We start from the raw sequence: 13,470 nt of genomic DNA, 5'->3' as shown, positions 1-13,470 counted from the left end.
TTACAAATACTTATGAACAAAATCGTTAGAAAAGAGCAGTTCTCTGAGAAAGTATTTCTCTTCGAGATCGAAGCTCCACTGATTGCAAAGAGCCGTAAAGCCGGTAACTTTGTGATTGTGCGCGTAGGCAAGAAAGGTGAGCGCATGCCGCTGACCATCGCTGGCGCAGACATCGAGAAGGGTACCATCACGCTGGTTGTACAGATGGTGGGACTCTCATCTAAAAAACTCTGTGCCCTGAATGTGGGCGACTATGTGACCGACGTGGTTGGTCCATTAGGTAACCCCACTAAGATTGAGAACTACGGAACGGTAGTTTGCGCAGGTGGTGGACTGGGCGTTGCTCCTATGCTGCCCATCATCCAGGCCCTGAAGGCTGCTGGCAACCGTGTGCTCTCAGTAATGGCAGGTCGCTCAAAGGACCTGATTATCCTTGAGGATAAGGTACGCGAAAGTTCTGACGAAGTAATCATTATGACCGATGACGGTAGCTACGGCGAGAAGGGCGTAGTAACCGTTGGTATCGAGAAATTCATTGAGCAGGAGCCACACGTGGATAAGGTATTCGCCATCGGACCTCCAATCATGATGAAGTTCTCGAACCTCACCGCTCAGAAGCACAACATTCCTTGCGAAGTTAGCCTGAACACCATTATGGTTGACGGAACAGGTATGTGTGGCGCATGCCGACTCACTATCGGAGGCAAGACCAAGTTTGTTTGTATCGACGGTCCTGAATTTGATGGTGCTCTGGTTGACTGGGACGAGATGTTTAAGCGTATGGGCACCTTTAAGCGCGAAGAGCAGGAGGAGCTGGCCCACTACGAGGAGCATCTGGACAGTCTGAACGCCGAGGAGAAAGCCGAGGCTAAAGGTACCGACATCAAGATGGACAGCGATCCTACCAACGATCCCATCGAGGTGCTGACCGACCGCAATGCTGCTTGGCGCGATGAGCTCAGAAAGAGCATGAAACCAAAAGAGCGCACTCAGATTGAGCGCGTGATTATGCCTGAGCTCGACCCCGTTTATCGTGCTACCACACGTACCGAGGAGGTAAACATCGGACTTACCAAGGAGATGGCAATGACCGAGGCTAAGCGCTGTCTGGATTGCGCCAAACCAACCTGTGTTGAGGGCTGTCCTGTAAACATCAATATCCCATCGTTCATCAAGAACATCGAGCGCGGTCAGTTCCTGGCTGCTGCTAAGGTGCTGAAGAACACCTCTGCTCTGCCCGCTGTGTGCGGACGTGTTTGTCCTCAGGAGAAGCAGTGCGAGAGCAAGTGTATCCACCTGAAGATGAACGAGCCCGCTGTAGCCATCGGCTACCTGGAGCGTTTCGCAGCTGACTATGAGCGCGAGAGCGGCAACATCAGTCTGCCTGAGATTGCACCAGCCAACGGTATGAAGATTGCCGTAGTTGGTTCGGGTCCTGCCGGACTGAGCTTTGCTGGCGATATGGTGAAGAAAGGTTATGATGTATATGTATTTGAGGCATTGCACGAAATCGGTGGTGTGCTGAAGTACGGTATCCCCGAGTTCCGTCTGCCAAATAAGATTGTAGATGTAGAAATCGAGAATCTGGCTAAGATGGGCGTTCACTTCCAGACCGACGTGATTGTGGGTAAGACCATCAGCGTAGAGCAGCTTGAAGCTCAGGGCTTCAAGGGTATCTTCGTAGGTTCTGGTGCAGGTCTGCCTAACTTCATGAATATCCCTGGCGAGAACAGCATCAACATCATGTCAAGTAACGAGTACCTTACCCGTGTGAACCTGATGGATGCTGCCAACCCCAAGACCGATACTCCATTGAACCCCGCCAAGAGCGTGCTGGTTGTAGGTGGTGGTAACACCGCTATGGACTCATGTCGTACAGCCAAGCGTCTGGGTGCCGATGTTACTTTGGTATATCGTCGTAGTGAGGTTGAGATGCCAGCCCGACTGGAAGAGGTGAAGCATGCTAAGGAAGAGGGCATTAAGTTCCTCACCCTGCATAATCCTATCGAGTATATTGCCGACGAGACGGGTGCCGTTAAGCAGGCCGTTCTGCAGGTGATGGAGCTGGGCGAGCCCGATGCATCAGGTCGCCGCAGTCCTGTTCCCGTTGAGGGTAAGACCGTAACACTCGATGTTGATCAGGTGATTGTGGCCGTTGGCGTATCACCAAACCCACTGGTACCAAAGAGTATCGAGGGCCTGGAGCTGGGCCGCAAGAACACCATCGCTGTGAGCGAGGAGATGCAGTCGTCTCGTGCTGAGATCTTCGCTGGTGGCGACATCGTGCGTGGTGGTGCAACAGTCATCCTCGCTATGGGTGATGGCCGTCGTGCTGCATTGAATATGGATAAGCATCTGCGTGGAGAAGCTTAATCAAGATAAAGAGAGCCATCGCCTCTGGCATCGTCTCAATGAGCGTTTTGTCAAGGCGATGGCTACTTATCATCTGATAGAAGATGATGACCGCATACTCGTGGGCCTATCGGGCGGTAAGGACTCGCTCCTGTTGCTCGAAATGCTGGCCAAGCGCTCGCGCATACAGCACCCACGTTTTACGGTAGAGGCCTTGCACGTTAGGATGGCTAACATCCACTACGAGACCGACACCAGCTACCTGCAGCAGTTCTGCGACAACCTGGGCGTAAAGCTCCACGTGCTAACTACTAGCTTTGAGGTTGACGCTACAGCCGATTCGGAACCTACCGACGCAGCCCGTCGCCGCAAGCAGAAAACGCCCTGTTTCCTGTGCTCATGGAACCGCCGCAAGCAGATGTTTAATCTGGCGCAGGAGTTAGGCTGCAACAAGATTGCCTTAGGGCATCATCAGGACGACCTGCTGCATACGGCATTGATGAATCTCACCTTCCAAGGCCGATTCGACACCATGCCCGCCCTACTCAGGATGCGCAAGATGCCACTCGCCATCATCCGTCCGCTGTGTATGATCGAGGAGAAAGACATCAAGCAGTACGCTGAGTTGCAGGGTTATCAGAAACAGCAGAAACTCTGTCCCTACGAGACCCACTCGCATCGCGCCGACATCAAGCACATCTACGATGCTATCGAGCAGATGAACCCTGAAGCCCGCTACAGCATGTGGAACGCGCTGAACGCTGACAACAAACTAATAGAAGAATAGGATATGAACCTGAGAAAGATTACGATACTTGCATTGGCCGTACTGCTGTCGCTCCCGATGGCAGCACAGAAACGTAAACGTGTAAAGCCCAAAACAAAACCCGTGCCTGTGATCGAAGAGCCACAGGAGGATCCACGCATCACCAATATGCGCGAGATGACACAGCAAATTGTGATTATCGACAGTATCGTAACCGATAAGGAGCAGTTCTTGGCTTCAATCCGACTCTCTTCAGAATCGGGTAAGCTGATGCCTACGGGCACCTTCTTCAACAATCAGCAGCAGGGTTGCCTTTACATCAACGAGATGGGCAACAAGGTGTACTTCAGTCAGCCTGTCGACACGCTGCAGCAGCTCTTCACATCCGACAAACTGGGTAACGAATGGAGCCGTGCGCAGCGCCTTACTGGTATCAGCGAGGGCATCAGCGAGGCCTCCTACCCCTTTATGCTTGCCGATGGCGTAACCTTCTACTTTGCCGGTAAGGGCGAAGAGAGTATTGGCGGCTACGACATCTTTGTGACACGCTACGACTCGCGTAGTGGTTCATTCCTGAAACCCGAGAATATCGGTATGCCTTTCAACTCTGAGGCCAACGACTACATGTACGCTATCGACGAAACAAACCGTATCGGTTACTTCGCCAGCGATCGTCGCCAGCCTGAGGGCAAGGTATGTATCTATATCTTCGTGCCATCAGAGACACGTAAGACTTACGATGGCACCGTGTATTCAGAAGAGCAGATCCGACATCTGGCTGATATCACCAGCATTGCTGATACCTGGGGCGATGGCGCTGAGCGTCAGGCTGCCCTCGAGCGTATCAAGCAGAAATACGCCGCTGGCACATCAGTCGAAAAAACAAACAACAAAGGTAAAGCGACAGTAAACTTCCAATCGAAAGAAGCCAAATCGCTCTACCCTGAGCTGGTGGAACAGCAGAGCAAGTTGGATACCGCCAACGCACGCCTGGCCCAGTTGCGCCAGCAGTATCACACAGCCAACACCAACGGTAGAAAAGTGCTGAAGAACGAGATTCTGAAGCTCGAAGCCGAGGTGGTAGAGCTGAACGCCAACGTAAAACAGTTGGATAAAGCAATCCGTAATGCAGAAATAAAAAGTAAAATTAAATAATACATACAGTCTATGAAGAAGAATTTTCCAGAATCAGAACTGATTATCAATGCCGATGGTTCATGTTTCCATCTGCATCTGAAGCCAGAACAGCTGGCCGACAAGGTGGTGCTGGTAGGCGATCCAGCCCGAGTAGACACCGTTGCAGCTCACTTCGACTCAAAGGAGTGCGAGGTTAGCAGTCGCGAGTTCCACACCATCACAGGTATGTATAAAGGCAAACGCATCACTGTACAGAGTCACGGTATCGGTTGCGACAATATTGATATCGTAGCCAACGAGCTCGACACGCTCGCCAACATCGATTATAACACCCGCGAGGAGAAAGCCGAGCATCGCACCCTCACCATGGTACGTATCGGTACCTGTGGCGGTTTGCAGCCCAACACCCCTACCGGATGTTTCGTAGCCAGCGTAAAGAGCATTGGTTTTGATGGTTTGCTGAACTACTATGCCGACCGTAATAAGGTGTGCGACCTGAAGCTTGAAGAGGCTTTTAAGCAGCACATGAACTGGAACCCCATCAAGGGCGCTCCTTACGTATCGGTAGCCGATGCTGAGCTTATCGACCGCATTGCAAAGGACGATATGGTTCGTGGTTATACTATCTCGTGTGGTGGATTCTACGGTCCTCAGGGTCGTGTGCTGCGTGCTAACATCGAGGATCCCAAGCAGAACGAGAAGATTGAGAGCTTTGAGTATGATGGCTTGAAGATCTGCAACTTCGAGATGGAGTCATCAGCCCTCGCCGGTATGGCATCGCTGCTGGGTCATCGTGCTATGACCTGCTGCATGGTTATCGCCAACCGCTACGCCCAGAAGATGAACACCGAGTACAAGAACAGCATCGATACCCTTATCGAAAAAGTTCTCGACCGCATCTAATGTTTAATGTTTAATCTTTAACGTTTAATGTCGGTCGACACAATTTGCGCACTCGCTACCGCCCCTGGCGGAGCAATAGGAATAGTAAGAATCTCAGGTAACGAAACACTTGAGATTCTTTCTCGTGTATTTACCAAGGACCTCACAAACGCCCAGCCCAACACCATTCATTATGGGCATATCAGGAACGGCGAAGAGATTGTCGACGAGGTTCTGGTAAGCGTATTCCGTGCCCCCCACTCTTACACGGGCGAAGAGAGCGCAGAGATTTCGTGTCACGGTTCACGTTATATCCTGAATAAGGTATTAGCCTTGCTGATAGCCAACGGTTGTCGCCAGGCGGGCCCAGGTGAGTTTACCCAGCGTGCCTACCTGAACGGCAAGATGGACCTCTCGCAGGCCGAAGCTGTAGCCGATCTGATAGCCTCAACCAATCAGGCTACCCACCAGATAGCAATGAGTCAGCTGCGTGGTCATTTTTCATCCAAGCTGGCCCAACTGCGCGAACAGCTGCTCAAGCTCACCTCACTCTTAGAGCTCGAGCTTGATTTCTCCGATCACGAGGATTTGGAGTTTGCCGACCGCAGCGAGCTGATGGATTTAACGAAAACGATTGACAATCACATTACCCGCTTGGCCAAAAGTTTCGAAACAGGTCAGGCACTTAAGCAAGGTATCCCTGTGGCCATTGTGGGCAAGACCAACGTGGGAAAATCTACCCTTCTGAATCGCTTATTGAAGGATGATCGCGCTATTGTGAGCGACGTTCATGGTACCACCCGTGATACCATCGAGGACACCATCGACATCAACGGCATCACCTTCCGCTTTATCGATACAGCAGGTATCCGACAGACCCAGGACGAGGTAGAACAGATAGGTATTACCCGCACATATGCCGCTATCGACAAGGCCCGCATCGTGCTTTGGCTGATTGACGCAGAACCTTCAACAGAAGAAATTAACGATATACTACAACACACTGAAAATAAGAAGCTTATCGTTATCAAAAATAAAGCCGATAAGGCGGATAACAATAGTTACAATCTGTTAAATTACCCATTTATCACCATCAGTGCTAAGTTTGGTACCGGTATCGAAGAGTTAGAGCAAGCCATCTACGAGGCAGCTAATATTCCTGCCCTAACCGAGAACGATATCATTGTTACCAACGCCCGTCATTACGACGCTTTGGTGCGTGCTCACGACAACATCCAGCGCGTGATCGACGGTCTCCAAATGCAACTTAGCGGAGACCTTCTGAGTGAAGATCTCCGCCAAGCCCTTGACACCCTCGCCGAAATCACCGGCGGTCAAATCACCCCCAACGAAGTTTTAGGAAATATCTTTAAAAACTTCTGCGTGGGAAAGTGATTCTTGGGTTTTATTTCTTTTCCTTACCGTGAACGCTCTTAATCTTCATGCCTAACTTACCAGGCAGGACGGCGTTAAGACCTACGCCTACGATAGCCGAGAGGGCTAAGCCTGAGAAGTGGATAGGACCGAAGCTTACGTTATCGTCGGCACCGTATTTCACGCCGATGGCGATAACCAGAATCAAAGCAGCCACAAACACATTACGTGAAGAGTTGAAATCTACGCTATCCTCAACCAGGTTGCGAACACCCACAGCCGAGATCATACCGTAGAGAATCAAGCTTACACCACCGATGGTAGCAGCAGGCATCAAGCCAATCAAGCAAGCGAACTTAGGACAGAACGACAGCAGGATGGCAAAGACAGCAGCCAGACGAATCACAGCGGGGTCGAACACCTTAGTAAGGTTCAGCACACCGGTATTCTCGCCGTAAGTGGTGTTAGCAGGCGCACCAAACAGCGATGCAAAAGCAGTAGCCAGTCCGTCGCCCATCAGCGTACGGTGCAAACCGGGTTCCTTCAGGAAGTCCTTACCTACAGTAGAAGAGATAGCACACATATCACCGATGTGCTCCATGATGGTAGCGATGGCGATAGGCATGATGGCGATGATAGTAGAAATCAGGAACGTGGTATCCATATTATCCCACACAGCCAGCGCGGTCTGCTCCTTGCTGAAAGGCAAGCCAATCCAGTCGGCCTCGCCCAGCGAAGTAAAATCAACCTCGCCCATTGCAACGGCAACGCTATAGCTTACTACCACACCCAGCAGGATAGGGATAATCTTGATGATGCCCTTACCATAAATGCTGGCAACAATCACCGTTACAAGTGCTACGAGTGCCAATGGCCAGTTGGTGGTACAGTTCTGAATAGCGCTACCCGAGAGCACCAAGCCAATAGCAATAATCATAGGACCAGTAACCAAAGGTGGGAAGAAATGCAACACTCTCTCGATGCCAAACGACTTGATGAGTCCGGCCATCACGAAATAGCACAAACCGGCAAAGAGCACGCCGATACAGGCATAATCCAAAGCCAGCGTCTCGCTCATTCCCTGCTCTACGCCCAGTGCCTTCACCGACAGATAGCCGCCCAGGAAGGCAAACGATGAGCCAAGGAAAGCAGGCACCTTAAACTTGCTGATAGCATGGAACACCAATGTGCCGATACCCGCAAACAGCAAGGTCGACGACACTGACAAACCGGTTAACACAGGTACCAGCACAGTGGCACCAAACATCGCAAACAAATGTTGGACACCCAAAATAATGTATTTTGGCATGCCCAGTTCTCTGGCATCAAAGATGCCCTCTTTTTCTTCTATCTGATTCATCTAAGTGAGAAATTTTATAAAATCGTGCAAATATACAAAAAATCCACAATACTCTCATGATTTTCCCCATTTTTATTTTTACCGAAAGAACTGTTTTCGCACACAATTTAACTGTGTTCGCACACAATAGCTTGATGTATATCAAAAGAAATGCATTTTATTGCAAAAAGTATATCATTTTTATTGCATGGTAACGAAAATCGCCGTACCTTTGCATCGTCAAAAAGATACAGAGGTATTAGTTAGGTAATATAGATTGATTTAGGTTTTTATTTAGAGTTAATAGTTAGTTAGAATTTGGTTTTAGGTTTATTAGTTAAATTGGAGATAGGTATTTCTAAGGTGTTAGAAAAGATTTGTTAGTAAGGATAACAAAGACGCAGTGGTGACACTCCGTTTTTTCTCAGAAAAAGGTTTTTAGTTATTCATAGATTGTTGGTGCCGCCCTCGAGTCGTTGATGACTCTCGAGCGGCTTTTTTATGCACCAACAAACTAAATACAAGTTAGAATGAACGCATAGTGATATGGTTTGTTACCATCAATGGTGTATTGGGGCAGTGTGCGGCGCCCCCAGGTGTCGATGCCACCAACACCATGAATATTCAAATCGATATTGAGATTTACAAACTGCCCACGCTGAATTTCATACGGATGACGAGCCGCCTCAAGGTTTTCCTCACCATAATCCCAGGCACGAATGCAGAGTGGTTGTAATCCATCAATACGCAATGTGTTAGAACCATTAGATATACTGAACCAACGCACATCAGTACGGCATCCATTGTCTTGAGGACGTATGTATTCAGTTTCGAATTGTGACAATGGCATCTGATAAAGACCGAGGAAAGCACTCCGTTTGCGATCAGGATAGTTTTCCCAGGGTCCACGACCATAATACGCTATATTTGTCATATCAGCTGCCAAACGCATACGCATGCCCAACTTTGGTATAATTGGGCGATTTGTTTCTGTGGGCTGATAGTCAACATCAACAAGAATGCTACGCTCATTAAGCACGGTGTAACGCACCTTCACATCTTTTACCTCTTTCCACATAGCTACACGCCCCGCAAAACCAGCGGCATGCTGATTGTCATTTTCTGGTTTCCAGAAATATGGTTCGAGGGGGGCTTGCAGTACTTCGCGCCCATCTATCATCCATGACGTGAGTGCGTTACCACGGATGGTAATGCCATTACCTGCAACAAGAGAATCAGAAGGAGTCACTACTGGTTTCGGGAACACATAAGGCGAAAGTACAAACTGCTCACTGGCTACCACAAATCCTTTCTGAGCCCAAGGCATATCCTGACGCAAATGCGCAGCCACATTCAACAGTCGTTCACCATCAATCACGATAGTATCACACGTGATGTCGTACTCACTCACATCAGTAAAACTGTCACGATTGATAATATGAATGCTATCCCCTTGTAACACAAACTGCAAAGGTTGATACACATGTTGTACCTCATAGTAATGTGGATGTGGCGTACGGTCGGGTGCCAGCAAACCATTGATACAGAAGGCATCTAAGTTTGGTTTATCACCAAAGTCGCCTCCATAAGCCCAGAACTTCTTATCCCCATCTTTCTTAACGAGTCCCTGGTCCACCCAATCCCAAATGGCAGCGCCACAGATACTTGAGTCGGCATATATCACATCCCAGTACTCCTGCAGGTTACCCACGGAGTTACCCATGGCGTGGGCATATTCGCGTGCTATCAGCGGTTTCTCAGTTTCTTTGATAGCCTCACTGCGCAGTTCGTCGGGTGCAGGATAACCAAAGTCGTGCAGAGCGGAGTAGCGTGGATGACAATCGTAGAAAGGCAGGCGTGTAGAGTCAAACTCGCACACCTTGTCATACATTGCCTGAATATTAGGACCTACCCCACCCTCATTTCCAAGACTCCAAAGGATGACGCATGGATGATTGAAGTCACGTTTCACCAACGATTCTGCGCGATCCACATGTGCCTGCTTCCAAGCCTCATCATGCCCCATCTCTTCGTTGGCATAGCCATAGCCATGACTCTCCTGATTAGCCTCGTCCATCACATAGAGCCCCCATCTATCGCAGAGTTCATAAAGATATTCGCGATCAGGATAGTGCGACGTACGCAGAAAATTAATATTGGCCTGCTTCATCAGTCGAATGTCCGTCTCATAGGTAGTATCATCTACATAGCGACCTGTGATAGGATGATGGTCATGACGATTCACGCCGCGCAACTTTACATTCTTGCCGTTGATTTTGAAAACCTCTCCAACGGTTTCTACCCGTTTCACTCCCAGATGATAATCAAAATGCTCAACCACGTTACCCTTCTTATCTACGAGTTCAACGCTAAACGGATAGAGATGAGGCTTCTCAGCCGACCACAAACGGGGATGATCTATCAGGTGCGAAAGCTTAACATGCATGGTATCGCCTGCCCCCAGCGTTTTCAGAGCCCCATCGATGGTATGTCCATCCAACTTCAGCACAGCCTTCATATTTTTAGCCACTGAGCGACCGCTATTACAAACGGCAATATCAGCAGTCACACTGGCTTGAGAAAAATGTCGGTTAGGAACAGCCGTTACATGGTAGTCGGCAATATGCACCAAGGGGCGCACCCACAACTGCACCTCACGGAAGATGCCAGAAAGGCGCCACATATCCTGATCTTCCAGATAACTGCCATCGCACCAACGATAAACCTCGACAGCCAGTTTGTTCTCACCTTCATGCAGATACCGCGTCACATCAAACTCGGCCGGCGACATGGAATTCTGACTATAGCCCACCTGCTTTCCATTCAACCAAACATACATCGCCGAATGGACACCACCGAAATGCAGAATAAGATTCTGTGATAGCATTGCTTTAGTGACGTTGATATAGGTAACGTAGGAGCCTACAGGATTGCGGTTCTCATAGGCCGTCCAGTCACGTGGCGGCTCACTTGTCACACTGGGCCGATCACGCTTAAAAGGATAGTCTATATTAGTATAGATAGGTGTGCCAAAGCCCTGGGTCTGCCAGTTGCCAGGCACCTTGATTTTATCCCATGCGCTCACATCGAAATGCTCCGCATAAAAGTCAACCGGTCTCTCCTCTGGTTTGCGGCTCCAATGGAAGAACCACTCACCATCCAGACTCACAATCTCCTTGCACTCATGCCACCTAGAAGGTAACTGCAAAGTAGCATGATAAGGCAATTTATTGATACCAAGAACAGCAGGGTTCTCCCAATCACGAGATGTCTGCGCCTGACCATCAACAGCCAGCGCCAACATCAATGCGAAAAAAATTCTTTTCATTCTAATTGATGCTAGTAGTAGCTACAGGCAGACTACTCTTCACACTCACCTGCACCTTACCTTTCTTATGGGTGCTACGTACCACGATGATGGCACGACCTTTAAAAGTAGTGGCGCGTGGCGATGTCTTTATTTCGCGGTCCTTCAGGTCGGCAGAGGCAAAAGCCATCAGCGTGGCCTGGCCCTTTACAATAGCCTCGCAGGGGACAGCAGCATCAGGACATACCCTACCCTCTTTATCCACCACCTCGACGGTGATATAGGCCAGCGACTGCCCGTCGGCAGTCAACTTGGTGCGGTCGGCTGTCAGGCGCAGACGGGCAGGCTCACCGGCAGTGGCCAGCGTAACAGTCTCATCACCAGCCTCAGCCCGCAAGGTGCCAGCCTCGTAAGGCAACGTAAACACAGCCTTAAACTCTGTATCGCGGCTCACCTTCTTCGTGCCCACCAGTTGGTCGTTCAGATAGAGTTTCACCTCGGGCGCCTTGGTATATACCTCTACATCGATGGGCTTACCTTCCCAGCCAGCCCAGTTCCAGCTCTCCCATGTGGGCCATACGCTCCAAGAGGTTTCATATATCTTACCATGATAGCCATTGGGCTCCTTCACTGCCATGTAGAGTGGTGCATTATCATTCCACAGCATACTGCGGTAATGGCTGATGGGGCGACGCCAGCCGGTCATATCCACATCACCGCAGCAGGCGCCGTGCCAATCGGGTTGTCCGCCTTCGGCATAGCTCTCGCCTGGGCGCTCACCCTCATAGTAGTAGCGACCGATGCCCGACTCTCCCAGATAGTCGAGACCTGTCCATACCATATCACCAATCACATAAGGATAATCATGCACGGTAGCCCAGTTGCGGAAAGCCCCACGTGGATAGCTCTCAGTCTGCCACATCACGCGCTTGGGGTCGCGCTTATGGTCAGTAGCATGCTTGAATATCATGTAGTTATAGCCTGCAATATCCAGCACCTCAAAGTGTGGGTCGTAAATCTCCCAATCGCGATCCCAGGCACAGAGGGCCTCGGTCACAGGACGTGTCTTGTCGCACTCCAGCACAGCAGCCTTCAACTTTCGAGCAGTGGTTACCACAGCTATCTCCTTGCGCTCTATCACCTCGTTGCCGATGCTCCATGAGATGATGCTGGGGTGATTGCGGTCGCGCATCACCATGGCATGGATATCCTCACGATAGCATGAATCAATGAGTGTAGAATAGTCATAGGGTTTCTTGGCTGTGCGCCAACCATCGAAAGCCTCTCCGATAACCAGCATACCCAACGAGTCGCAGGCATCCAGGAAAGCACGTGTTGTGGGGTTATGACTGGTACGAATCAGATTGAACCCGGCAGCCTTCATCAGGCGCACCTTACGTATCTCTGCGTCATCGAAAGCCATGGCTCCTATCACACCGTCGTCGTGGTGCACGCAGGCACCATTCAACAGCATGGGCTTGCCGTTAAGCACAAATCCTTTCTCAGTATCGTAGCTGAACGAGCGCACGCCAAATTTTGTTGAGCATGGAGAATTCTGTGTTGAGAGCTTAGTGTTAACAGTATAGAGATAGGGATCCTGGGGTGACCAGAGATGGGGATTCTGGATGGTATAGCTAAAGCATACCGACTTACTCTCGCCTGCCTGGAGCTCCACCTGCTGTTGCTTGCCTTCCACTTCTACAATGGCCTGACCGGCGTTAGCAGCCTCGTTCTGCACCGTCACTTCTACATTCACTGTGGCTTCTTTAGTCGATATGTTGCTCGTGGTAACAAACACGCCGTTCTCGGCGATGTGCAGGAGTGGCATCGTCTGCAGCCACACGTGACGATAAATACCAGAACCAGAATACCAGCGACAGTTCACCTGCTGACTATTATCAACCTTCACCACCACTTCGTTCAGGCGCTTGTCCTTATATAAATAAGGTGTCACATCCACGGTGAAGGGGGTATAGCCATAGGCATGCTGCCCAGCTTTCTGTCCATTCACAAACACCTCGGCACGCTGATACACACCCTCGAAGTGTAATTTCACCAACTCACCCTTAGGAGTAGCAAAAGCCTTACGATACTCCCCCTTGCCAGCGGGGAACCATCCGCCGTCGGTACCCGTGGCACCGGTTTCAGGATTAGAGGCATACGAGATGTCCCAATCGTGAGGTAGGTTTACACTGATGATCTTGCCATCGTGGCTGAAATGCCAGCCATTGTCGAATAGTTGCTGTGTCTGTGCCTGGGCACCCATACAGGCTCCCAACAGCACAGCACATAAAGTTAGTTTTTTCATTTTAA

The 13,470-nt window shown here is 50.0% G+C and carries 8 protein-coding genes; 5 read left to right on the top strand and 3 right to left on the bottom strand.

The genetic code is table 11. The features are described 5' to 3' along the window. The first annotated feature begins 12 nt into the window (after window positions 1-12). Genes PRU_RS03560 through mnmE form a run of 5 tightly spaced genes read left to right on the top strand, consistent with a single transcriptional unit; the run spans window position 13 to window position 6,532 of the window. Window positions 13-2,373, top strand: a complete 2,361-nt coding sequence (locus PRU_RS03560; RefSeq protein ID WP_013063141.1) for a bifunctional dihydroorotate dehydrogenase B NAD binding subunit/NADPH-dependent glutamate synthase — start codon at window positions 13-15, stop codon at window positions 2,371-2,373. Next, window positions 2,360-3,139: a tRNA 2-thiocytidine biosynthesis TtcA family protein gene (locus PRU_RS03555; RefSeq protein ID WP_013063076.1), complete on the top strand. Its 780-nt coding sequence runs from the start codon at window positions 2,360-2,362 to the stop codon at window positions 3,137-3,139. Before PRU_RS03560 ends, PRU_RS03555 begins: the two co-directional genes overlap by 14 nt. A 3-nt stretch (window positions 3,140-3,142) precedes the next feature. Next, window positions 3,143-4,273: a hypothetical protein gene (locus PRU_RS03550; protein ID WP_049769068.1), complete on the top strand. Its 1,131-nt coding sequence runs from the start codon at window positions 3,143-3,145 to the stop codon at window positions 4,271-4,273. Between the two features lie 12 nt (window positions 4,274-4,285). Next, on the top strand, window positions 4,286-5,158 hold the full coding sequence (locus PRU_RS03545) for a nucleoside phosphorylase (RefSeq protein WP_013064290.1): 873 nt from the start codon (window positions 4,286-4,288) through the stop codon (window positions 5,156-5,158). A 27-nt stretch (window positions 5,159-5,185) separates the two neighbouring features. Next, on the top strand, window positions 5,186-6,532 hold the full coding sequence (gene mnmE, locus PRU_RS03540; protein WP_013063722.1) for a tRNA uridine-5-carboxymethylaminomethyl(34) synthesis GTPase MnmE: 1,347 nt from the start codon (window positions 5,186-5,188) through the stop codon (window positions 6,530-6,532). A 10-nt stretch (window positions 6,533-6,542) separates the two neighbouring features. Here the strand turns inward: mnmE and PRU_RS03535 are convergent, their stop codons facing one another. From PRU_RS03535 to PRU_RS03525, 3 genes are all read right to left on the bottom strand, one after another. Then, window positions 6,543-7,871, bottom strand: coding sequence for a uracil-xanthine permease family protein (locus tag PRU_RS03535; RefSeq protein ID WP_139294883.1), 1,329 nt, complete (start codon window positions 7,869-7,871; stop codon window positions 6,543-6,545). Between the two features lie 493 nt (window positions 7,872-8,364). After that, window positions 8,365-11,178 (bottom strand): glycoside hydrolase family 2 TIM barrel-domain containing protein, encoded by a 2,814-nt coding sequence (locus PRU_RS03530; protein ID WP_013064768.1) that lies wholly within the window; start codon window positions 11,176-11,178, stop codon window positions 8,365-8,367. 1 nt (window position 11,179) lies between these two features. Continuing rightward, window positions 11,180-13,465: a glycoside hydrolase family 2 TIM barrel-domain containing protein gene (locus tag PRU_RS03525; RefSeq protein WP_013063729.1), complete on the bottom strand. Its 2,286-nt coding sequence runs from the start codon at window positions 13,463-13,465 to the stop codon at window positions 11,180-11,182. Window positions 13,466-13,470: the final 5 nt, after the last annotated feature.

The organism is Xylanibacter ruminicola 23 (assembly GCF_000025925.1).
In the GTDB taxonomy this organism is placed as follows: Bacteria; Bacteroidota; Bacteroidia; order Bacteroidales; family Bacteroidaceae; genus Prevotella; species Prevotella ruminicola.
The sequence above is the reverse complement of the archived record's forward strand: the minus strand, read 5'-3'. Positions and strand labels throughout refer to the sequence as shown.

Coding starts and splice junctions, on each gene's coding strand:
- PRU_RS03530 (WP_013064768.1), bottom strand. CDS start 11,178: ATGAAAAGAATTTTTTTCGCATTGATGTTGGCGCTGGCTGTTGATGGT.
- PRU_RS03550 (WP_049769068.1), top strand. CDS start 3,143: ATGAACCTGAGAAAGATTACGATACTTGCATTGGCCGTACTGCTGTCG.
- PRU_RS03560 (WP_013063141.1), top strand. CDS start 13: ATGAACAAAATCGTTAGAAAAGAGCAGTTCTCTGAGAAAGTATTTCTC.
- mnmE (WP_013063722.1), top strand. CDS start 5,186: ATGTCGGTCGACACAATTTGCGCACTCGCTACCGCCCCTGGCGGAGCA.
- PRU_RS03525 (WP_013063729.1), bottom strand. CDS start 13,465: ATGAAAAAACTAACTTTATGTGCTGTGCTGTTGGGAGCCTGTATGGGT.
- PRU_RS03545 (WP_013064290.1), top strand. CDS start 4,286: ATGAAGAAGAATTTTCCAGAATCAGAACTGATTATCAATGCCGATGGT.
- PRU_RS03535 (WP_139294883.1), bottom strand. CDS start 7,871: ATGAATCAGATAGAAGAAAAAGAGGGCATCTTTGATGCCAGAGAACTG.